The following is a 20,280-nucleotide window of genomic DNA, read 5'->3' as shown; positions in this document are numbered from 1 at the left end:
CAACCTCCGCTCAGAGCTTGCCTTCGAGGTCCGGCGCGGTCTCCGCGCCCGGCGTGACCGCGGCATAGGGCGTCATCGGCTGGGCGCCCCGGATCATCGCGCCGATCATCGTCGGAAAGACGCGAACCTCGGTGTTATAGTCGCGCACCGCCTCGTTGTAGTCCTTGATGGCGATGCGGATGCGGTTTTCCTGGCCCTCGAGCTGGTCCTGCAGCTTCGTGTAGCCGGGGATCGACTTGAGATCCGGGTACTGCTCGACGCTGACGAGCAGGCGGCCCAGGCTCGCGCCGAACTGGTCCTGCGCCTGCTGGAACTGCTGCACCTTGGCCGGGTCGTCGAGATCCTCGGCATCGACCTGGATGCTGGTCGCCCTGGCGCGGGCCTCGATCACGTTGGTGAGGATTTCCTTCTCCTGCTCGGCCGCGCCCTTGACCACGGCGGCGAGGTTGGGGACGAGGTTCGCGCGCTCCTGGAACGCGGCCTGAACGTCGGCCCACTTCGCCTTGGCCGCCTCCTGCTTGGTCGGCACCGAGTTGATGCCGCAGGCCGAAAGGCTGGCGACGGCAAGCGCGGCGAGAACGAAACGCCAGGCGCGGGCGAGGGGGGCTAGGGACATTCGTGTGATCCTCCGTCCAGGCGCGGGCCGCGCCTGCTCCACAGCGGGATAGATAGCGACCATGCCGGGCCGCGCAAGCGCATCGCGGCGCTTGTCGCACTCGCGGGCTTGCGGCATGGAACGGGCCATCGCCCCGGACCAGGGGCGGCAAGACAGGGACGGCGGCGCATGACGCTTTTCGAAGAGTTCAAGAAATTCATCGCGCGCGGGAACGTGCTGGATCTCGCGGTCGGCGTGATGATCGGCGCCGCCTTCGGCAAGATCGTCACCTCGCTCACCGAAAGCGTGATCATGCCGGTGATCGGCTGGATCTTCGGCAACATCGACTTCTCGCGCTATTTCATCCTGCTCGGCGACGTGCCGGGCGACTACAAGGGCAGCCTGTCGGACTACAACGCGCTCAAGGAAGCCGGCGTGGCGATGATCGGGTACGGCTCGTTCCTCACGCAGATCGTCAACTTCCTGATCATCGCGCTCGTCCTGTTCATGCTGGTGCGCTCGGTCAATCGGATCATGGACGCGATCGAGGAAGAGAAGAAGAATGCGGCCGACACTTCGGCCGAACCGACCGTGCCGACCGATCCGCAGCTCGATACGCTGCGCGCGATCCTTGAGGAATTGCGCAAGAAACCCGCGGCTTGAAGCGGATCGCTCACTTCACATTCATGGCGTTACGCCTATATAGGGTCCTGCCGGCTTCGGTCGGCTATGACGATAAACTGCGGCGTGCAATAGGCACAGCGGACCCGGGGGCGGTACCCGGCGGCTCCACCACCTTCCTCGCTCCGGCGGGGAAAATGACGGGGCCGAACTAGGATCGACGTGTGTTGAAAAGCGGCGTTTTCGTCCGGGCTGAGTAACCCGTTAAAGGCTCAAAACTCATAAGTGCCAACGACAACGAAGCACTTGCTCTCGCGGCGTAATTCTAGGGCCTAACGGCCTGAAGTTACAAAGTTAGAACGCGGTTGGACCCACCGGGCAACAGAAGCGGATTCCAGGGGCCCGGGGCGAGCCTGGCAACAGAATCGCCCCACTTCCCCACATCTTCGAGAACTGGCCGGGCCGCTCAGGCGCGCCGTCGCTCCGGTTCGGAGACGCCGGCTACGTCGTTCGCCGGTTCGATCGAGGCGACCTGCGCCTTGGCGGCCTGTTCGTATTTCAGGCAGTCGAGGATCTTGGCGCCCGCGAGGAATACCGCGCCGGTGCAGGCGAGGAACAGCAGCTTGCCGCCGATGCCGGGAAAGATGTCGAGGTAGACCTTGCCTCGTTCGGTGGCGCCGAGGCCCAGCGCATAGATGATCAGGTAGGCTTCCCAGCGCGTCTTGATCACGAACAGCCTGCCGATTTTCCTGAGCATCGCTAGAACCTCTTTCCTGCCCACTAATAAGCAACCATTGTGCCAGTCCCCGGTTTCCAGGGTTCGAGACGGTTAATTCCGCATTGATTGTAAATCATTCCGACAAGCAGCGTAAGGCCTGACGACAGGGCGCGGCGACCGCCCGCTGTTGCCATTCGCCCGGCCTTGCGCCATAGGCGCTCGCGTTCCCTCCCCAGGACATCTATTTGACCAACCACCCCGTCCGACGTTCCGAGCGGTCGGGAAAGGCGATGTGAGGAACGATGACGAACAGGATTGATTGCGCAGGCCTTGGTGTCGATGCGGAGCTTGCGGGCTTCGTCGAAAGCGAGGTTCTCGCCCCGATCGGCATGGCGCCCGATGCGTTCTGGCAGGGCTTCGCCGCGCTCGTCGCGCGCTTCGCTCCGCGCAACAAGGCTCTGCTCGAGAAGCGTGATTCGTTCCAGCAGCACATCGACGAATGGCACCTCGCGCGCGGTGGCAAGCCGATCGACATGGGCGAGTACCGCGCCTTCCTGACCGAGATCGGCTATCTCGTCCCCGAGCCGGGCGACTTCACCATCGGCACCACCAACGTCGATCCCGAGATCGCGACGATGGCGGGCCCGCAGCTCGTCGTGCCCGTGCTCAATGCGCGCTTCCTGCTCAATGCCGCCAACGCGCGCTGGGGCAGCCTTTACGACGCCTACTACGGCACCGACGCGCTCGACGCGCCCGACGCGGAAGGCAAGGGCTACGACCCCAAGCGCGGCGCGGCGGTGATCGCGGCGGGCCGCATGTTCCTCGACAAGGCACTGCCGCTCGCGGCGGGAAGCTGGAAGGACGTCGGTTCGCTCGATGTCGACCTCGCCGATCCGGCACAGCGCGTCGGCACGACCGACAAGGGCGTCATGTTCCGCTCGCACGGGCTGCATATCGAAATCGTGGTCGATCCGACCAGCGAAGTCGGAAAGTCCGACCGTGCGCAGATTTCCGATATCCTGCTCGAAGCGGCGATCACCACGATCGTCGATCTCGAGGATTCGGTGGCGGCGGTCGATGCCGAGGACAAGACGCTCGCCTACACCAACTGGCTCGGCGTTATTCGCGGCGATCTCGAAGACACCTTCGAGAAAGGCGGCAAGACGCTCACCCGCAAGCTCGCCGGCGACAAGAGCTACACCACGAGCGAAGGCGAGACGGTGACCCTGCCGGGCCGCAGCTTGCTGTTCGTGCGCAACGTCGGCCATCTCATGATCAACCCCGCGATCCTGATGCCCGACGGCGGCGAGATCCCCGAGGGCATCATGGACGCGGTCATCACCAGCGCGATTTCGGCGCAGGACGTGAAGGGGCTCGCCAAGTACGGCAATTCGCGCAAGGGCTCGATCTACATCGTCAAACCGAAGATGCACGGCCCCGAGGAGTGCGCCTTCACCAACGACCTGTTCGACGCCGTGGAAGACCTGCTCGGGCTCGATCGCCACACCGTCAAGGTCGGCGTGATGGACGAGGAGCGGCGCACGTCGGCCAACCTCGCCGCCTGCATCCACGCGGTGAAGGACCGCATCGTCTTCATCAACACCGGCTTCCTCGATCGCACCGGCGACGAGATCCATACCTCGATGCGCGCCGGCCCGATGATCCGCAAGGGCGAGATCAAGGGCTCGACGTGGATCAAGGCCTACGAAGTGCGCAACGTCGCGATTGGGCTCAAGCACGGCCTGTCGGGCAGGGCGCAGATCGGCAAGGGCATGTGGGCCGCGCCCGACCGCATGGCGGCGATGCTCGCGGAGAAGATCGGCCATCCGCTGACCGGCGCGAACACCGCCTGGGTACCGTCGCCGACAGCGGCAACGCTCCACGCGATGCATTATCACGAGGTCGACGTGTTCGGCGTGGTCCAGCCCGAGAAGGCGGCCGATCCGATCCCCGGCCTCGACGAACTGCTGCAAGTGCCGCTTGCGCTGGGGACCAACTGGTCCGACGAGGAAGTGCGCGCGGAGCTCGACAACAATGCGCAAGGCCTGCTCGGCTATGTCGTGCGCTGGATCGACCAGGGTGTCGGCTGCTCGAAGGTGCCCGACATCAACGACGTCGGGCTGATGGAAGACCGCGCGACGCTGCGTATCTCGAGCCAGCACATGGCGAACTGGTTGCTCCACGGCGTGTGCAGCGAGGAACAGGTGATGGATTCGCTCAAGCGCATGGCGGCCAAGGTCGATGCGCAGAACGCGGGCGATCCGCTCTACGAGCCGATGGCCGGCAACTGGGAGACCAGCCTCGCGTTTCAGGCGGCCTGCGATCTCGTCTTCAAGGGCGTGGAACAGCCCAACGGCTATACCGAGCCGTTGCTCCATGCCTGGCGCCTGAAGAAGAAGGCCGCCGCCTGACCCTGCTTTTCCGGTTCGGTCCGTCGCGGCGTCTCCCCGCGGTTTGCAAGGGAACCGCCGCGACGGCCATTAATGCGCGGACAAGCTTTGCCGTTTAGACTTGCGATATCTCCCGGAGAGCAAGCGGCATGGCGAAGGAACCGGACAGGACAGAACCGCGAATCAAGGCCGGCATCACCGCCCACCTGCGCCATTCGGGCGGCGAGGGCGATGCACGCGTGCTCGACGTGTCCTCGCGCGGGATGCTCGCGATGATGAGCGATCCGCCGCCGCGCGGCGAATACGTCGAACTGACGGTGGGCCGCCATTCGCTCGTCGGATACATCCAGTGGAGCGACCGCAAGCGCTTCGGCGTGCGGTTCCGTGAGCGGATCAGCGTCTCGGCGCTGATCTCGGGCGGAGCCGGCCCGCTGGAGCTCTCCAAGAGCCGGGCAGCGACGATGCGCCGGGGCGGGCTGCTCACCGCGCTGGCAATGGACGCGCAGAGCCTCGGGCGCTTCGCGCAGTTTGCCTTCCTGGTGCTGGTGGTCGGCGCCGTCGGCTATCTCGTCGCGAGTTTCGCCGGCGAGGGGCTCGCCTCGCTCGAAGAAGCGAAGTCGGCGCTCGCGGCGTCGTCGGACTAGGCCTGGCTCAGCGCCCGCGCGAGCGCAACGAATTCGTCGACCGAAAGCGTTTCCGCGCGCCGCTGCGGGTCGATGCCGATGGCTTCGAGCGCCTCGACCCCGCCCGTCAGCCCCTTGAGGCTCTGGCGCAGCATCTTGCGGCGTTGGCCGAAGGCGGCCTCGGTCACGCGCGCGAGCACGCGCGCGGATACGCCCTCGGGCACCGCACCGGGCTCGACGTGGACGATCGCGCTCATCACCTTGGGCGGCGGGGTGAAGGCGCTGCGATGGACTTTCAGCGCCAGCCTCGCGCGGGCGCGCCACTGCGCCAGCACCGCGAGGCGTCCGTAGGCCGAGGTGCCTGGCGCGGCGACGATCCGGCGCGCGACTTCTTCCTGGAACATCAGCGTCAGCGACGACCAGCGCGGCGGCCAGTCCTCGCCGCCGAGCCAGCGCGTGAACAGCAGCGTGCCGACGTTGTAGGGCAGGTTGGCGACGACCGCGTAGGGGCCGGCGAACAGCGCGCCCTGGTCGATCCTGGTGGCGTCGCCCTCGATGACCGTGAGCCGCGCGGGGAACGCCTGCTCAAGCTCGGCGAGCGCTGGCAGGCAGCGGCGGTCCATCTCGATCGCGGTGACGCGTGCGCCGGCCCGCAGCAGCGCGCGGGTGAGCCCGCCGGGGCCGGGGCCGACCTCGAGCACGTCGCGCCCCGCCAGATCGCCGGGAATCGCGGCGATCCGGTCGAGCAACTGCTCGTCGAAGAGGAAGTTCTGGCCCAGCGCCTTGCTGGCCGAGAGGCCGTGGCGGGCGATCACCTCGCGCAGCGGCGGTAGCGGCGTGCTCACCAGGCGCTCACGCGGGGAGGCGGCGCGCGGCGCATTGCCCGGCGAGGCGGATCGCGGCGATGGTTGCGTCGGCGCGCGCGGTCCGCTGGCCGGCGATGGCGAAGGCGGTGCCGTGATCGGGCGAGGTGCGCACGATCGGCAGGCCGAGCGTGGTGTTGACGCCCGCGTCGAATTCGAGCGCCTTGATCGGGATCAGCGCCTGGTCGTGGTACATGCACAGCGCCGCATCGAAGCCGGCGCGGGCATGCGGCGCGAAGAGCGCGTCGGCCGGATGCGGACCGCTCGCGGCGATGCCCTCTTCGCGAAGTTGCGCGACGGCAGGGGCGATGATCCGGATCTCCTCGTCGCCGAAGCGGCCTTCCTCGCCCGCGTGCGGATTGAGGCCGGTGATCGCGAGGCGCGGCCCGGCAAGGCCGAAGTCGCGCCGCAGCGCAGCCGCGACGATCCGCGCACGGTGCACGATCAGCTCGCGCGAGAGCAGGGCGGGGACTTGCGAGAGCGCGGCGTGGACGGTGAGCGGAACCGTGCGCAGGGTGGGGCCGGCGAGCATCATCACCGCGTTCTCGCGCGGCAGTCCGCAGGCATCGGCGAGGAACTCGGTCTGCCCCGGCTGGGTGAAGCCGACGCGCGCCAGCTCGGCCTTGGAAATCGGCGCGGTGACGACCGCGCCCGCCGTCCCCTTGCGTGCGAACTCGACCGCATCGGTCAGCGAGGCGAGCGCCAGGGCCGCGCCTTCGCCGTCGGGCTCGCCAGGGCGATAATCCGCATCGCGCGCGCCGAGCACGGGCAGGGCGCCGTCGAACACAGCAGCGGTTTCCTCAGGCCCGGCGATCGCGCGGACCGCGATGGTCAGGCCGCGAGCCTCGGCTGCCCGGCGCAGCAACTCCGTGCCGTGGACGACGAAGAACGGTGGCAGCGCGGCGTCCCTGCGGCGAGCCCAGGCCTCGGCGATGCATTCGGGGCCGATCCCCGCCGGATCGCCGAGCGAGACCGCCAACGGAGCGTGCCCGGCAGGCCCGGCGACCGCCATGTCAGTTGTAGTCGATGACCGCGTCGCGCCGAAGGTCGCGCAAGTACATCTGCGCGCGCTTGTTGATGCGGTCTTCCTCCATCTGCGCCATGAGCTGGTCGAAGTTGGGGCCCGACGGCGTCTGCGCATCGTCGCGGCCGCACAGCATCAGCATGCGCACGCCATCCTCGATCGACCCGAACGGCGGCGAGGTCTCGCCGATGTTGAGATTCAGGACCGCGTTCTGCAGCGGTCCGGGCAGATCGCGTGCGCGCACCTGGTCGTTCGTCACCACCTGCGCGCCGATCCCGGCGGCGACCGCGTCGACCGCGCCGCAGCCGGCGGCTTCGGAGATGGTCTCGGCGAAGCTCTTGGCCCGCGCCTGCGCCTGCGAATCGGAAATGCCCTTGGGGAAGTTGATCGAAATCTGCTTGAGGGCGAGGATCGCATCGCGCGGATCGGCCATCAGCACCTGGCGCTTGTCGATCAGGTAGATGATCGAGAAACCGCCCGGGACCGCGATCGGACCGACGAGCTGGCCCGGCGTGAGATCGCGCGCCGCCGCCGCCAGTTCGGGGGGAAGCTGCTCGAGCCGGATCCAGCCGAGATCGCCACCGACGGCCGCGGTCGAGGCCTGCGAATACTGCCGGGCATAGGCGACGAAGCTGCCGCCTTCCCGTAGCTGCTCGACGATGCGGCGGGCGTTGTCGGCAACCTGCTGCTGGGCGTCCGGCGCGGCGGCGAGGTAGATCTCGCCAATGCGGTATTCATCGGTGCCCTTGGAGGCCTGCATCCGCGAGATGATCTCGTTAACCTCCTCGTCGGAGACGTTGATGAACGGCGCGACGTTGCGCTGGAGCAGGCGCTGCCAGGCAAGCTCGCCCTCGATCTGGCGCTTGAGCGAGGCGGCGGACGATCCGATGCGCTTGAGGTAGGCGTCCATCGCTTCGGTATCCTGCCCGAAGTTCTGCGAGGCGACGCGCAGATAGGACTGGTCGATCTCCTCCTTCGAGATCTCGATCTCGGCGGCCTTGGCCTCTTGGATCTGCAGTGTCTCGTCGATGAGGTTGCGCAGGACCTGGAGGCGCAGGCGCTCCTTGTCCTCTTCGCTGAGCTGGTTCTCGTTCGCCGCCAGGACGAGCGCCATGCGCTGATCGACGTCGGTGCCGGTGATGACGTCGCCGTTGACCACAGCCGTCGCCTTGCGGACGTTCGGATTGGCCTCGCCGAAGATCGTCACGTCGGGCGGGATGATGATGTTTCCCTGCTGCGACTGCGCGGCCGCGCCGGACATGCCGCACAGGCCCGCCATGCCCAGTGCGACAGGGACGCTGAATATCCTGATCGATCGAATTGCCTTGGTCACTCTGGCTTGATTCCCATCTCCGACCGGCGCGAGTCCGGCCTCACCGCGTTGTCATGGCCCGAAAAACGTGCTCGCGCCTGTGTCTGCGTCCCTTGCCGCAGGGCGGCTTAACCGCAACTGAGCGCGTCCGATAGCGTCTTTGCGGCAACAAGCCAACGGTCGCCGGGGGATGGTGCTTTGCGAGGGCGGTGTCGCTAGCTCTCGGCTGGCCGATCGGCCAGTCGCGCGCAGGCCACGGTTGGGCGACTGGCAGGAACGGTCTTCGGGTCGGCACGTTGGGGCTTGGTAGGCCGGCGCGGCAGTTCCCTCCACCCTCCCACCCCCTTCTGCGTCGGCCTCCTTTTCCCCTGATTGTCCGGACAGATCGCCGTCAGCCTTCGCCTCGGCGATGCGCGCGGCCGGTTGAGCGATCCGCTCGCCTGTGCCAATGCTAACAACGTGACGAGCGCCCGAGGCAAGGCGCCGATCGAGTGTGCCGCATGGCCCTGGGAGCGGACGATGAACGCGAACGAACCGAACTTCTTCCGGGACCAGGCGGTCATCGCCGATCCGCGCAGCTACTTCGACCTGATGCGCGAGCGCTGCCCGGTCAGCCGGGAAGCCTACGAAGGCACGCTGATGGTGACGGGCTATGCCGCGGCCCTCGAAGTGCTCAACGACAAGGAGGGGGTGTTCTCCAACGCGGTATCGGTCGTGGGACCGATCCCGCCGCTGCCGTTCGAGCCGCAGGGCAGCGACATCACCGGCCAGCTCGAGGAACACCGCGCCGAGCTGCCCTGGTCCGACCACCTGGTTTGCATGGACGGCGCGCGGCACGCCGAACATCGCGCGATCGTCGGAAGCCTCCTGACCTTCAAGCGGCTCAGGCAGAACGAGGACTATCTCCATGGCCTCGCCGATCGCATGCTCGACGCGATCGTCGGCAAGGGGGTGCGCAACATCGTGCCCGAATATGCCCACGCGACGACCGTCTATGCGATCTCCGACCTGCTCGGCATTCCGCTCGAGGACCGGGCCGAGCTGCTCGAACTGATCGGCGCGCCGCCGAGCCAGATCGAGGGCGACGCGGTGCACAAGATCGGCTCCGATCCGCTGGTGTTTCTCAAGGAGCGGTTCGACGGCTACTTGCGCGACCGGATCGACAACCCGCGCGGCGACCTGATGAGCGAACTGGTCGCGGCGCGCTTCAAGGATGGCTCGCAGCCCAGGTTCGAGGATCTGTCGGGTCTGGCGCGGTTCATGTTCGGGGCGGGACAGGACACGACCTCGCGGCTGATCGCGATGGGTGTGCAGCATCTCGGCGAGGACAAGGCGCTCCAGGCGCACATGCGTGCCGACGCCAAGGCGATCCCCGCTTTCGTCGAGGAACTGCTGCGCCACGATGCGCCGGTGAAGGCGGTCTATCGCTTGGCCCGGCGCGACACCCGGATCGGCGATATCGAGGTGCCCGCGGGCACGATCGTCACCGTCTGCCTCAGCGGCGCAAACAACGATCCCGAGCACTTCGCGCAGCCGCACGATTTCCGGCCCGACCGACCGCACGTTCGCGATCACATGGCGTTCAGCCGCGGCGCGCACGCCTGCCTCGGCGCGCCGCTCGGGCGGATGGAAGCGCGGATCGCGATCGAGCGGCTGCTCGCGCGCACCTCGGACATCGTAATCAGCGAGGCGCACCACGGCAGCCCCGAGAACCGCGTCTATCGCTACGAGCCGACGTTCAGCTTCCGCAACCTCGCCGATCTCCACGCCGAACTCGTGCCCGCCTGACGCGGACGAGCCGCGGCCTCAGGCACGCTTGGGACCGCGCGGCACGTCGCGGAAGGGCACGCCCTTGTCGCCGGAGAGTTCGCGCGGCATCCCGAGCACGCGCTCGGCGATGACGTTGCGCGCGATCTCGGTGGTGCCGCCGCCGATGCACGAGACCTGCCGCATCAGATAGCGCATCCCGGTCGAACCGGAGGCATGGTCCTCTTCCTCGGTCCAGGCGGCGGCCTGCGGGCCGGCGATTTCGTATTCGATCGTCGCGCGGCGCACGCGGGCGATGCCACGGAACAGGCGGTCGACCGCCGATCCGTCGACATTGCCGCGTCCCGACGCGGCCGCCTGCGCGATCCGGTTCTGGAGCGCGTGGGTGGCGATCTCGAGCGTGCGGTCTTCGCCGATCAGGTCGCGCGCCACGGGGTCGTCGAGACGGCCGGCCCGGCGCGCGATCGAGATCGCGCTCGGTCCCTCGGCCTCGGGATTGGTGAGGCCGACGGGACGCGTCACGTAGGGCGAGTTATGCCCGATCCGCTCGAAATACATCCAGCGCGATCCGACTGTCCACCCGCCGTCGACGGGGCCGAGCCGGTCGCTGTCGGGCACGCGCACGTCGGTGAAGAACTCCTGGCAGGCCTCGGTCTCGCCGCTCAGCCGCTCGATGCGGTGGATCTCGATACCCGGCTGGTGAAGCGGCAGCGCGAAGACAGTGAGCCCCTGATGCTTGGGCACGTCCCAGTTGGTGCGCGCGAGGCACAGGCCCCAGTCCGCCCACCAGGCACGGCTGGTCCAGACTTTCGAGCCGTTGATGATCCAGTCGTCGCCGTCCCTCACCGCGCTGGTCGTCGCTCCCGCGACGTCCGAACCGCCGCCGGGTTCGGAGAGCATTTGCACCCAGAATTCGTCGCCCTTGAGGATCGCGGGGATGTGCGCCGCTTTCTGTTCGGGCGTGCCGAACTCGAGCAGCACCGCCGCGCAGGGGGAGAAGGTCGGTACGGTGAAGCGCGAGGGAAATTCGTGCCCGGCCAGTTCCTCGTTGAAGGCGCGCTGGTGCGCCGGGGTGAGGCCGAGGCCACCATATTCGGGCGGAAAGCAGATCCCCGCGAAGCCGCCGTCCCATATCTGCCGCTGGAGCGCACGGTCGCGGGCGACCGCCTCGCGCTCGATCTCGTCGTTCTCGCAGTTCTGGCTCGCGTCGAAGGGCTGGATCGGGCCGAGGTTGGCCTTGATCCAGGCGCGGGCGCGCAGGCGGAAGTCGTCGACCGATTCGATTCCGCCGCTCATGCCGCCTTCTCCTGTCCGATCCGTGCCGCCGCTAGGAGCCTGCGGTGATCGGTCACGGTGCCGTGGAGCACGGCGTCGAGCGCCACGCGCCGCAGGAAGAAGTGCAGGTCGTGCTCGTAGGTCACGCCGATGCCGCCGTGGAGCTGGACGCAGTCCTGCACCAGCTCGGTGCCGTACTGGCCGATGTAGGCGCGCGCCGCGCTGGCCGTCTCGGACGCGAGGGGGGAGCTGTCCGCGACCGCCTCGGCGGCGGCGTCGGCGATAGCATGGCTCGCCTCGAGCCACGACTTGAGATCGGCGAAGCGGTGCTTGAGCGCCTGATACGAGGCGAGCGCGCGCCCGAAGGTGTAGCGGTCGAAGGCATAGTCGAGCGTCATCGCGAAGGCGGCGTCCATCGCGCCGACCGATTCGGCGGCGAGGATCACGGCGGCGTTGTCGACCTGCCTCGCGATCGCGTCGGCCGCGCCGCCGAAATCGCCGACGAGGTGGCGCGCCGGCACGCGGACCTTGTCGAACGTCACGGCCGCGTAGCGACGCGTGACGTCGAGCGTGCGCAGAGGCATGATGGTCAACCCGCTCGCATCGACCGGGACCAGCGCCTGCGTCGGCCCCGTACCGCCGTGACCCGAGACGAGCAGCCAGGCGGCCTGCGCGCCCGCCTCGACCGGGCGGACGGCGCCGTCGATCACGAGATCGTCGCCGTCCCGGGCGATCGTGATGGTCTGCTCGCCCCGGCATTGCCACGGAGCGGTGCCGAGGCAGCAGGCGGCGATCAGCGAACCGTCGAGCAGCCCGGCGAGCACCGTGCTCTGTGCGTCGCCGCTCCGGCCCGCCAGCGCTGCCGCGACGACGTTGCAGTCGACCAGCGGCCCCGGCGCGGCATGGCGGCCGAATTCGTAGGCGATTAGCGAGAGATCGACGGCGCCGCGCCCGCTGACGCTGCCGCCGTCGTCTTCCTCGCTGACCAGCAGCGAGGTCCAGCCCAACTCGGCGCCGTTCGTCCAATATTCGGGGGCGAAGCCCGCCGGGTCGTCGCGGTCCTTGCGCAGGCGGCTCAGGGGGACCTTGTCGTCGAGGAAGCGCGCGGTCGTATCGCGCAGCATTTCCTGATCGGACTCGAGAACGTGCAGCATGCTTTGAGGCTCTCTCCCATACGTCGGGCCTGATGCCCGCTCGGCCCGGAAGGCTTGCAGATGCCGCGATGCCCGGCAATGGCGCCGCGCGCACATTCGCTCGGGCGATGGCGCTCGGCCGATGGCGCCCAGGCGATCGGCTTTGCTTCTGAGCGCAGCGTCAGAACATCGCCATCGCCGCGCGCGCGACGAGGAACATCAGGCAGAAGCTCGAAAGCGCGAAGACGGTGAAGCGCATCGTCACCCGGTTCACCGTCGCCTGGATCAGCGAATGGATTACCCGCAGCACGACGTAGACCCACGCCGCCTGGGCGTTGATGCCGTCGCCCTGGCCGATCATGGCAAGGACGATGGCGACGGCGTAGAACACCGTCGGCGCTTCGTGCAGGTGGTTGTAGTTGTGCGCCTTCCACATGACTTGCGGCGGCAGCACCTTGTCGAGATCCTTGGTCGGATCGTGGACGAGATCGTCGGGATCGACTTTCGCCGCGCTCAGGGCGGGGATGCGCGTGCCGTAGAGCCAGAACCACATGACCATGGTCCAGGCGGCCAGCGCGACCACCGGTTGCAGGATCGCCATTCCCGTCATTGAAATTTCCCTCTCAGTCTTCTTCCAAGGCTCGGCGCGGCGGCAAAGCTTGTCAATCGCTGCCCGAGATCACGCGTGCGAAAGTCTCGCCATCGGTATTGCCGCCCGAGAGGACAACGGCGGTCCGTTTCCCGGGTTCGACCTTGCCAGCCAGCACGGCGGCGAGCGCGGCGGCGCCGCCCGGCTCGACCACCAGCCTCAGGCGCGAGAAGGCGAGCCGCTGCGCCGCGCGCACCTCGGCGGGCGTCACGCCGAGACCGAAGGCGCAGCGCTCGCGGATCACCTCGAAATTGACCGGTCGCGTCGCCAGCGTCTGCAGCGCGTCGCAGGCGGTTGGCGGGGCATCCGGCCCGACCGGCAGGATCTCTCCGGCCGCGATGCTGCGCGCCACGTCGTCCCATCCCTCGGGCTCGACCGGAACGATCGCGGCGTCGGGACAGGCGAGCGCGAGCCCGGCGGTGAGCCCGCCGCCGCCGCAGGGGGTGACGAGCAGGTCGGGCGCGCCGTCGGCCAGCGGCTGCATCTGCGCCGCGATCTCGACTCCGACCGAGCCCTGTCCCTCGATGACCCACGGGTCGCCGAAGGCATGGACCAGCGTGGCCCCGCGCTCGGCGCGGATACGCTCGGCCACCTCGTCGCGATCCTCGCCGCCGGGGCGGTCGTAGAGGATCACTTCGGCGCCGAGCGCGCGGGTGTTCGCCAGCTTCACCTGCGGGGCGTCGCACGGCATCACGATCGTCGCGGCAATGCCGAGACGCCGCGCGGCCCAGGCGACGCCCTGGGCGTGGTTGCCGCTCGAGACGCCGACCACGCCGCGCGCGCGCTCGGCCTCGGACAGCGCCGTGAGGCGGTGCCACGCGCCGCGGATCTTGAACGCGCCGACCGGCTGGAGGCACTCGGCCTTGCACCAGATCGTGCGTCCGTCCACTTCGAGCGGAAGCAGCGGCGTCGGCGGCAGGATCGCCGCCACCTTTTCGGCGGCCCGCAGCACGCCTGCGCGGGTCGGAGCGCGCGTCGGTTGAGTTGTCATGCAGCGGGCCTATATCCGGCCCTTCGCGCAAAGGCGACAAAGGAGAACGATGTGAGCAAGGTTCTGGTGATCGGCGCGGGCGGCGTCGGTTCGGTCGCGGTCCACAAGATGGCGATGAACCCCGATATCTTCACCGACATCCATCTCGCCAGCCGAACCGTCGCCAAGTGCGAGGCGATCGCGGAGTCGGTCAAGGAACGCACCGGGATCGCCATTTCGACTTACGCGATCGACGCCGACGACGTCGCGGCGACCTCGAAGCTGATCGAGAGCATCGGTCCCGAACTCGTCGTCAACCTGGCGCTGCCGTACCAGGACCTCGCGATCATGGACGCATGCCTGGCGACGGGCACCAACTATATGGACACCGCCAACTACGAGCCCAAGGACGTCGCCAGGTTCGAGTACAAGTGGCAGTGGGAATACCACGATCGCTTCAAGGAAGCCGGGCTTACCGCGCTGCTTGGCTCGGGCTTCGACCCCGGCGTGACCAGCGTCTTTGCGATGTGGCTCAAGAAGCACAAGCTCAGGACCATTCGCACGCTCGACATCCTCGACTGCAACGGCGGCGACCATGGTCAACCCTTCGCCACCAACTTCAATCCCGAGATCAACATCCGCGAAGTCACCGCGCCCGCGCGGCACTGGCAGAACGGCGAGTTCGTCGAGAGCCCGGCGATGGGCAAGAAGCAGTCGTTCGACTTCGAGGGCGTGGGCCCCAAGACGATGTACATGATGTACCACGAGGAGCTGGAAAGCCTCGCCAGGTTCGTACCGGAGATGGAGCGTGCGCGCTTCTGGATGACTTTCGGCGATGCCTATATCCAGCACCTCACCGTGTTGCAGAACGTGGGCATGACGCGGATCGACCCGGTGCTGTACAACGGGCAGGAGATCATTCCGCTGCAGTTCCTCAAGGCGGTGCTGCCCGAGCCCGCCTCGCTTGGCGCGACGACCAAGGGTAAGACCAACATCGGCGATATCGCGACCGGCGAGGCGCTCGACGGATCGGGTGAGAAGACGTTCTACATCAAGAACATCTGCGATCACGAGGAAGCCTATGCGGAAACCGGCAACCAGGCGGTGAGCTATACGACCGGCGTTCCGGCGATGATCGGCGCGGCCATGCTCGTGACCGGCAAGTGGAAGGGCCCGGGCGGCGAGGGCGGCGTGTTCAACATGGAGCAGTTCGATCCCGATCCCTTCATGGCGATGCTCAATGAGCAGGGCCTGCCGTGGACTTGCGAGGAACTCGCCGAGCCGCTGCCGTTCTGATGCGCGCGCTCGCCCTCCTGTTCGCCCTGCTCGCGCTCGCGGCTTGCGCCAAGCAGGCGCCGCCGGGTCAGCAGGGCGGCTCGGCGGCCACATCCGCTGCGCCCGCCACCGAGCGTGGGCAGGCGAGCCCGTTTCAGCGCACGATGACGCCCGAGAAGCGCGCCGCGTGCGAGGCTTCGGGCGGCACGGTCGAGCGGCGCGGCATGGTCGGAGCCGAAACGTGCGTCCACGCCTATGCCGACGGCGGCAAGATCTGCACCGATTCGGCCCAGTGCGAGGGCAAGTGCGTTGGTTCGCCGGGGGCCGCGGATCAACGGGCGGCGGGCTCTTGCCAGAAGGACGACAAGCTCTTTGGCTGCTATGCCGAGATCGTCGGCGGCCGGCCCGCCTACGCGATCTGTGTCGACTAGCGTGCCGGCGGCGCAAGCTCTCTTCATCCACGGCGCACCCGGCGACGCGCGTGTGTGGACCCCGGTGATCGACGCCATGGCGGCGGGCCGCGACGCGCGCGCGATCACGCTCAGCTACTTCGGGGCAGGGGAGTGGCCGGGTGACGGCACCGATTTCGGCACCGATCGGCACGCACGCGATATCATCAGCTATGTCGAGGCCGCTATGGAATGGCCGGTCACGCTGGTGGCTTGGTCGTTCGGCTGCCATCCCGCGCTTCTCGCTGCGATCCGGCGGCCAGAGCTCTTCACCTCGCTTGCGCTCTACGAGCCGAGCCTCGACAGCTATGTCGATGACGAAGCCGAGCGCGCCGCCTTCGCTGCCGACGGCGCGGCGGCCTTCCCGCCGGTCATTGCCGCGCTTGAAGCGGGCGACGAAGCGGCCGCCATGCGCACGATCTTCGACAATTCGGCGCGTCCCGGCGATTACGATGCCTTGTCCCCGGCGCGGCAGTCGCTCTATCGTGACAGCCTGCGCGTGCTGCCGCTGCTGATGGGGCGAGGGCAGCCGCCCGCAGCGATCGCCAGCGCCGATCTCGCGCGGATCGCCTGCCCGGTGACCGTCGCCATGGGCGAGCACACGCGTGCGATGTTCGCGGTGCCTTCGCGCGCCGTCGCGGCGGCGATCCCGGGCGCGAAGCTGGTCGAAGTCGCGGGCGCGTTCCACATGCTGCCCGAAACCGACCCTGAACGATTCGCCGGCCTCGTCGAAGGCTGGCTGGAGGACATGACCTGATGGAAACCAGAGCAGGCGATCCGGGCGCCTTCGCGCAGTTCGATCTCTCGCGGGTGGACAGCCCTGCCTTCGTCGTCGACGCCGCTAAGCTGCGTGACAATCTGCGCATCCTCGCCGAGGTGCGCGACGCGGCGCAAGTGAAGGTGCTCGCCGCGCTCAAGGCCTTCTCGATGTGGTCGACCGCGCCGATCATCGGCGAATACCTCGACGGGGTATGCACCTCGGGCCTGTGGGAAGCGCGGCTCGCGGGCGAGTTTTACGATGGCGAGATCGCGACGTACTGCGCCGCCTACAAGCCCGACGACCTCGACGAGATCCTGCGCCTGTCCGATCACGTGATCTTCAATTCGCCGCAGCAGATCGAGCGCATGCGCGCCGTCATCGAGGCGGCGCGGGCGCGTGGGGATGACTTCGATATCGGTTTGCGGGTCAATCCCTTGCATGCCGAAGGTGAAGTTCCGCGTTACGATCCGTGCGCGCCGCATTCGCGCCTTGGCTTCCCGATCAGCCAGCTCACCGACGAGCATGTCGAACTGGTCGACGGCATCCACATGCACACCTTGTGCGAGCAGGATTTCCGCCCGCTCGAGCGCACCTGGGACAAGGCGTTCGATTTCCTCGAACCGTGGTTCGGCCAGTTTCGCTGGATCAACCTGGGCGGCGGCCACCACATCACCCGCTCGGACTACCAGCGCGAGGAACTCGTCCGGTTCCTGCTCGACATGCAGGAGGATACCGGCGCGGAAATCTATCTCGAGCCGGGCGAGGCGGTCGCGCTCGACGCGGGTATCCTTGTCGGCACGATCCTCGACACGGGGTTCAACGGCATGCCGCTGGCGATCACCGACGTTTCCGCGACCTGCCACATGCCCGACGTGATCGAGGCACCCTACCGGCCGGCGATGCTCGGCGAGACGCCGGTCGACGAATCGCAGCTCGTCGACGAGGCACAGGGCGGCCGCATAAGGCTGGGTGGTCCCTCATGCCTCGCGGGCGACGTGATCGGCGACTACGCGCTGCCGGTTCCGGCCGAGCCGGGGCAGCGCTTCGCCTTCCTCGACCAGGCGCACTACTCTATGGTGAAGACGACCACGTTCAACGGCGTGCCGCTCCCGTCGATCTGGCTATGGGATTCGGAGACCGATCAGCTCGAGCGCATCCGCCAATTTGACTACGAGGATTTCCGGGATCGGCTGTCGTGACCGTCTGCCGGACAAGGCAAGGCGCACGATCCGTCTCAGCACAGGCCCGGTCAGTCCCGCCAGGGGCGATTCGCGGAAACGAGTCTGCTAGGGCCGCGCTTCTTGTGCAGACGGCATCTGGCGGCCGTCTCCGGAGCAAGGGTATGTACCTGGGAGTTGTCTCGTGCAAACCGTTGCTTCGTTTAGGGTTTTCCTTGTCTGCACGTCATCCGTGGAGGCAATTGCCCGACTATGTGACAGATTTGTGAAGTGGCCCGTTTTTAACTTGCACTTCGCACCATCGGACCTATATCCGCCCTCCGCTGCCCCAAGGGGACTTCCAAACCGCAAGGCAGCTCTTGTCTAACTATCCGTTTGGGGGTCCCTTGAGTTGCACAATCACCTTGATGCACCGGCTGTAGTTCGGGCCCTCGCGCCCGACGAACCCGTCATTCTGAACCGCCCGCATGCCGCGGCGCGCGCCGCTCGCTTCTTCGCCACGAGGTTTCCGGGCAAGTCGCTCTATGCGGTGAAGGCGAATCCCTCGCCCGATCTGCTCAAGGTGCTGTGGAGCGCGGGCATCACCCACTACGACGTCGCGTCGATCGCCGAGGTGCGCCTGGTGCGCGCCACGCTGCCCGAAGCGACCTTGTGCTTCATGCATCCGGTCAAGACCGCGAGCGCGATTGCCGAGGCCTACAAGGTCCACGGCGTGCGCACCTTCAGCCTCGACACGCACGAGGAACTGGCAAAGATCGTCGCGGCGACGAGCGATGCGGAGGGCAATGCGGCGAGGGACCTGCGCCTGTGCGTGCGTTTGCGCGTCTCCTCGGAATTTTCGGAACTGAGCCTCGCATCGAAGTTCGGCATCGATCTCGCCGATGCCGCGCCGCTGCTCCAGGCGACGCGGCAGGTGGCGGACTGGCTTGGCGTGTGCTTCCACGTCGGCAGCCAGGCGATGACGCCTTTCGCCTATGTCCAGGCGCTCGACCGCGCGCGCGCGGCGATCGCCGAGGCCAGCGTCGTCGTCGACATGGTCGATGTCGGCGGGGGATTCCCGTCGGTCTATCCGGGCATGGAGCCGCCGCCGCTCGAGGACTACTTCTCGATCATCCACCGCCACTTCGAATCGCTGCCGATCGCCTACAACGCCGAGCTGTGGTGCGAGCCGGGCCGGGCGCTGTGCGCGGAGTACAACTCGCTGATCGTCAAGGTCGAGCGGCGCCGCGGCAACGAGCTTTACATCAATGACGGTGCCTACGGCGCGCTCTACGACGCCGCGCACGTCGCGTGGCGTTTCCCGGTGCGCTGCCTTGACGAGGACCGCACCGGCGCGCTCGAGGACTTCGCCTTCTACGGGCCGACCTGCGACGATGCCGACTACATGGAAGGCCCGTTCCTTCTGCCGGCGGATATCGCGGCGGGCGATTTCATCGAGATCGGCATGCTCGGCGCCTATGGCGCGGCGATGCGTACCGCGTTCAACGGCTTCGGCCAGGGCGGCGCGGTGATCGTCACGGACGAGCCGATGGCGAGCCTCTATACCGGTCGCAAGGACCCGCGCGTTTCGGACAACGTCGTCAGTCTGCGCTGACCGCCGCGTTCGGCAATCAGGATCACGACCCATCCGTAGGCATCGCCCCGCGGATGGGTCTTTTTTGTTGTCCGATCGCCGCGCTGCGCTAGTCCCTCGCGTCGAGGAGAGTGAGCGATGCATGTGCGTTTCATCGGCTGCGGGGACGCTTTCGGGTCGGGCGGCCGCTTCAATACCTGCTTCCAGGTGGTGGGCGAGACGACCAACCTGTTGATCGACTGCGGCGCGTCCTCGCTGGTCGCGATGAAGCAGCAGCAGGTCGATCGCAACGCGATCCGCATGATCGTCGTCACTCATTTCCATGCCGACCACTTTGGCGGAGTGCCGTTCTTCATTCTCGACGCGCAGTTCTTCGCCCGGCGCCGAGACCCGTTGACGATCGTCGGACCGGTCGGGCTGGGCGAGTGGTACCGCCGCGTCATGGAGACAGCCTTTCCGGGCTCGTCGGGCGCCGCGCGCAAGTTCGAGGTCCGACTGGTCGAGATCGCGGCGGGGACATCGTGCGAGGTCGAAGGCGTCACGGTTCATGCGGCGCAGGCGCGGCACGGGGCGCTCGACGCGCCGTGCCTGGCGGTGCGCGTCGAGGCCGAGGGCAGGGCGGTCGCCTATACGGGCGACGGCGAATGGACCGACGGCCTCGTGCCGATCGCCCGCGATGCCGACCTGTTCATCGCCGAGGCCTATTTCCGCGAGCGCCGGGTCGCTACACATCTGGGCCTCGCCGAGATCGAGGCGCATCTGGCCGAGCTTGGTCCGCGACGGTTGATCCTCACGCACATGAGCGACGACATGCTCGGGCATCCCGACCGTCCCCGCTACCTCTGCGCGGAAGACGGGCTCGTTCTTCCGATCGACTAGCACGGTTGCATGATGGCGCGGCCCCGGCTAGGTCTGGCCCCGTCATCTGGGGAGTAGCCAGCCGCCGCAACCGGCGGGCGCTTGCGTCAACATACTTGGTCGAGAGGCCATGGCGCATGCGGGACGGGAAACCGTTCGGGCGAGACCAATGGCGCGGAGATCCTCGTCCGGCCGGGCGGGGGGACACGTGCCGTTGCGTTTCGAAACCGCCCGGCCTGGAGACTTG

General features: G+C 67.6%; 19 protein-coding genes, 1 other RNA gene and 1 riboswitch. Of the genes, 11 read left to right on the top strand and 9 right to left on the bottom strand.

Annotated features, from left to right (window positions below; genetic code table 11):
• Positions 1 to 10: 10 nt before the first annotated feature.
• Positions 11 to 616: a LemA family protein gene (locus B2G71_RS16745; protein WP_098107880.1), complete on the bottom strand. Its 606-nt coding sequence runs from the start codon at positions 614 to 616 to the stop codon at positions 11 to 13.
• 168 nt (positions 617 to 784) lie between these two features.
• On the opposite strand from B2G71_RS16745, the gene mscL reads away from it, so the two are divergent.
• Together mscL and ssrA are read left to right on the top strand one after the other, a co-directional pair.
• Positions 785 to 1,258: a large conductance mechanosensitive channel protein MscL gene (mscL, locus tag B2G71_RS16740; protein WP_098107790.1), complete on the top strand. Its 474-nt coding sequence runs from the start codon at positions 785 to 787 to the stop codon at positions 1,256 to 1,258.
• Positions 1,259 to 1,268: 10 nt separating this feature from the next.
• Positions 1,269 to 1,651: a transfer-messenger RNA gene (gene ssrA / locus B2G71_RS16735) on the top strand.
• 31 nt (positions 1,652 to 1,682) lie between these two features.
• Here ssrA and B2G71_RS16730 read toward each other — a convergent pair.
• Complete coding sequence (locus tag B2G71_RS16730) at positions 1,683 to 1,973, bottom strand: hypothetical protein (RefSeq protein WP_098107788.1); 291 nt, start codon at positions 1,971 to 1,973, stop codon at positions 1,683 to 1,685.
• Between the two features lie 263 nt (positions 1,974 to 2,236).
• On the opposite strand from B2G71_RS16730, the gene B2G71_RS16725 reads away from it, so the two are divergent.
• Both B2G71_RS16725 and B2G71_RS16720 read left to right on the top strand, forming a co-directional pair.
• Positions 2,237 to 4,345, top strand: coding sequence for a malate synthase G (locus tag B2G71_RS16725; protein WP_098107787.1), 2,109 nt, complete (start codon positions 2,237 to 2,239; stop codon positions 4,343 to 4,345).
• Between the two features lie 128 nt (positions 4,346 to 4,473).
• Positions 4,474 to 4,968, top strand: a complete 495-nt coding sequence (locus B2G71_RS16720) for a PilZ domain-containing protein (protein ID WP_098107785.1) — start codon at positions 4,474 to 4,476, stop codon at positions 4,966 to 4,968.
• On the opposite strand, the gene rsmA is transcribed toward B2G71_RS16720, so the two are convergent.
• The 3 genes from rsmA to B2G71_RS16705 are packed head-to-tail and all read right to left on the bottom strand — an operon-like array spanning position 4,965 to position 8,113.
• Positions 4,965 to 5,792 carry a 16S rRNA (adenine(1518)-N(6)/adenine(1519)-N(6))-dimethyltransferase RsmA gene (gene rsmA / locus B2G71_RS16715; RefSeq protein ID WP_240530195.1) on the bottom strand — a complete coding sequence of 276 codons (828 nt, stop codon included), beginning with the start codon at positions 5,790 to 5,792 and terminating at the stop codon, positions 4,965 to 4,967. The genes B2G71_RS16720 and rsmA overlap by 4 nt on opposite strands.
• A gap of 7 nt (positions 5,793 to 5,799) precedes the next feature.
• Positions 5,800 to 6,822: a 4-hydroxythreonine-4-phosphate dehydrogenase PdxA gene (gene pdxA / locus B2G71_RS16710; RefSeq protein ID WP_098107784.1), complete on the bottom strand. Its 1,023-nt coding sequence runs from the start codon at positions 6,820 to 6,822 to the stop codon at positions 5,800 to 5,802.
• Between the two features lies 1 nt (position 6,823).
• Positions 6,824 to 8,113 (bottom strand): peptidylprolyl isomerase, encoded by a 1,290-nt coding sequence (locus B2G71_RS16705; protein WP_098107782.1) that lies wholly within the window; start codon positions 8,111 to 8,113, stop codon positions 6,824 to 6,826.
• Positions 8,114 to 8,665: 552 nt separating this feature from the next.
• Between B2G71_RS16705 and B2G71_RS16700 the strand changes: the two genes are divergently transcribed.
• On the top strand, positions 8,666 to 9,934 hold the full coding sequence (locus B2G71_RS16700) for a cytochrome P450 (RefSeq protein ID WP_098107877.1): 1,269 nt from the start codon (positions 8,666 to 8,668) through the stop codon (positions 9,932 to 9,934).
• A gap of 18 nt (positions 9,935 to 9,952) precedes the next feature.
• On the opposite strand, the gene B2G71_RS16695 is transcribed toward B2G71_RS16700, so the two are convergent.
• The 4 genes from B2G71_RS16695 to B2G71_RS16680 all read right to left on the bottom strand — a co-directional run bounded on the left by B2G71_RS16695 (position 9,953) and on the right by B2G71_RS16680 (position 13,961).
• Entirely contained in the window at positions 9,953 to 11,209 is a 1,257-nt protein-coding gene (locus B2G71_RS16695) for an acyl-CoA dehydrogenase family protein (RefSeq protein ID WP_098107781.1), read from the bottom strand.
• Positions 11,206 to 12,342 (bottom strand): acyl-CoA dehydrogenase family protein, encoded by a 1,137-nt coding sequence (locus B2G71_RS16690; protein ID WP_098107779.1) that lies wholly within the window; start codon positions 12,340 to 12,342, stop codon positions 11,206 to 11,208. Before B2G71_RS16690 ends, B2G71_RS16695 begins: the two co-directional genes overlap by 4 nt.
• A gap of 160 nt (positions 12,343 to 12,502) precedes the next feature.
• Positions 12,503 to 12,931, bottom strand: coding sequence for an MAPEG family protein (locus B2G71_RS16685; protein WP_098107777.1), 429 nt, complete (start codon positions 12,929 to 12,931; stop codon positions 12,503 to 12,505).
• A 52-nt stretch (positions 12,932 to 12,983) separates the two neighbouring features.
• Positions 12,984 to 13,961, bottom strand: coding sequence for a pyridoxal-phosphate dependent enzyme (locus B2G71_RS16680; RefSeq protein WP_098107776.1), 978 nt, complete (start codon positions 13,959 to 13,961; stop codon positions 12,984 to 12,986).
• A gap of 51 nt (positions 13,962 to 14,012) precedes the next feature.
• Here B2G71_RS16680 and B2G71_RS16675 point away from each other — a divergent pair, with 51 nt between their 5' ends.
• The 6 genes from B2G71_RS16675 to B2G71_RS16650 all read left to right on the top strand — a co-directional run bounded on the left by B2G71_RS16675 (position 14,013) and on the right by B2G71_RS16650 (position 20,054).
• A complete protein-coding gene (locus tag B2G71_RS16675) occupies positions 14,013 to 15,236 on the top strand; it encodes a saccharopine dehydrogenase family protein (RefSeq protein ID WP_098107774.1) in 1,224 nt (407 codons plus the stop codon).
• A complete protein-coding gene (locus B2G71_RS24345) occupies positions 15,236 to 15,646 on the top strand; it encodes a hypothetical protein (RefSeq protein WP_206049433.1) in 411 nt (136 codons plus the stop codon). Before B2G71_RS16675 ends, B2G71_RS24345 begins: the two co-directional genes overlap by 1 nt.
• A complete protein-coding gene (locus tag B2G71_RS16665) occupies positions 15,636 to 16,421 on the top strand; it encodes an alpha/beta hydrolase (RefSeq protein WP_168176392.1) in 786 nt (261 codons plus the stop codon). The genes B2G71_RS24345 and B2G71_RS16665 overlap by 11 nt, the downstream gene beginning before the upstream one ends.
• Entirely contained in the window at positions 16,421 to 17,623 is a 1,203-nt protein-coding gene (locus B2G71_RS16660) for a carboxynorspermidine decarboxylase (protein WP_098107771.1), read from the top strand. The genes B2G71_RS16665 and B2G71_RS16660 overlap by 1 nt, the downstream gene beginning before the upstream one ends.
• A gap of 370 nt (positions 17,624 to 17,993) precedes the next feature.
• Positions 17,994 to 19,196 carry a decarboxylase gene (locus B2G71_RS16655; protein WP_098107769.1) on the top strand — a complete coding sequence of 401 codons (1,203 nt, stop codon included), beginning with the start codon at positions 17,994 to 17,996 and terminating at the stop codon, positions 19,194 to 19,196.
• A gap of 117 nt (positions 19,197 to 19,313) precedes the next feature.
• On the top strand, positions 19,314 to 20,054 hold the full coding sequence (locus tag B2G71_RS16650; RefSeq protein ID WP_098107768.1) for an MBL fold metallo-hydrolase: 741 nt from the start codon (positions 19,314 to 19,316) through the stop codon (positions 20,052 to 20,054).
• A 32-nt stretch (positions 20,055 to 20,086) separates the two neighbouring features.
• A riboswitch (yybP-ykoY riboswitch) is annotated at positions 20,087 to 20,271 on the top strand.
• Positions 20,272 to 20,280: the final 9 nt, after the last annotated feature.

It is taken from the genome of Novosphingobium sp. PC22D, assembly GCF_002556635.1.
Taxonomy (GTDB): Bacteria; Pseudomonadota; Alphaproteobacteria; order Sphingomonadales; family Sphingomonadaceae; genus Novosphingobium.
This window is presented reverse-complemented; position numbering and strand designations above follow the sequence as displayed.

What these genes read in the sequence shown, in the direction of transcription:
- B2G71_RS16745 (WP_098107880.1), bottom strand. Translation starts at nt 616, where the DNA reads ATGTCCCTAGCCCCCCTCGCCCGCGCCTGGCGTTTCGTTCTCGCCGCG.
- mscL (WP_098107790.1), top strand. Translation starts at nt 785, where the DNA reads ATGACGCTTTTCGAAGAGTTCAAGAAATTCATCGCGCGCGGGAACGTG.
- B2G71_RS16730 (WP_098107788.1), bottom strand. Translation starts at nt 1,973, where the DNA reads ATGCTCAGGAAAATCGGCAGGCTGTTCGTGATCAAGACGCGCTGGGAA.
- B2G71_RS16725 (WP_098107787.1), top strand. Translation starts at nt 2,237, where the DNA reads ATGACGAACAGGATTGATTGCGCAGGCCTTGGTGTCGATGCGGAGCTT.
- B2G71_RS16720 (WP_098107785.1), top strand. Translation starts at nt 4,474, where the DNA reads ATGGCGAAGGAACCGGACAGGACAGAACCGCGAATCAAGGCCGGCATC.
- pdxA (WP_098107784.1), bottom strand. Translation starts at nt 6,822, where the DNA reads ATGGCGGTCGCCGGGCCTGCCGGGCACGCTCCGTTGGCGGTCTCGCTC.
- B2G71_RS16705 (WP_098107782.1), bottom strand. Translation starts at nt 8,113, where the DNA reads ATGGCGGGCCTGTGCGGCATGTCCGGCGCGGCCGCGCAGTCGCAGCAG.
- B2G71_RS16700 (WP_098107877.1), top strand. Translation starts at nt 8,666, where the DNA reads ATGAACGCGAACGAACCGAACTTCTTCCGGGACCAGGCGGTCATCGCC.
- B2G71_RS16695 (WP_098107781.1), bottom strand. Translation starts at nt 11,209, where the DNA reads ATGAGCGGCGGAATCGAATCGGTCGACGACTTCCGCCTGCGCGCCCGC.
- B2G71_RS16690 (WP_098107779.1), bottom strand. Translation starts at nt 12,342, where the DNA reads ATGCTGCACGTTCTCGAGTCCGATCAGGAAATGCTGCGCGATACGACC.
- B2G71_RS16685 (WP_098107777.1), bottom strand. Translation starts at nt 12,931, where the DNA reads ATGACGGGAATGGCGATCCTGCAACCGGTGGTCGCGCTGGCCGCCTGG.
- B2G71_RS16680 (WP_098107776.1), bottom strand. Translation starts at nt 13,961, where the DNA reads ATGACAACTCAACCGACGCGCGCTCCGACCCGCGCAGGCGTGCTGCGG.
- B2G71_RS24345 (WP_206049433.1), top strand. Translation starts at nt 15,236, where the DNA reads ATGCGCGCGCTCGCCCTCCTGTTCGCCCTGCTCGCGCTCGCGGCTTGC.
- B2G71_RS16660 (WP_098107771.1), top strand. Translation starts at nt 16,421, where the DNA reads ATGGAAACCAGAGCAGGCGATCCGGGCGCCTTCGCGCAGTTCGATCTC.
- B2G71_RS16650 (WP_098107768.1), top strand. Translation starts at nt 19,314, where the DNA reads ATGCATGTGCGTTTCATCGGCTGCGGGGACGCTTTCGGGTCGGGCGGC.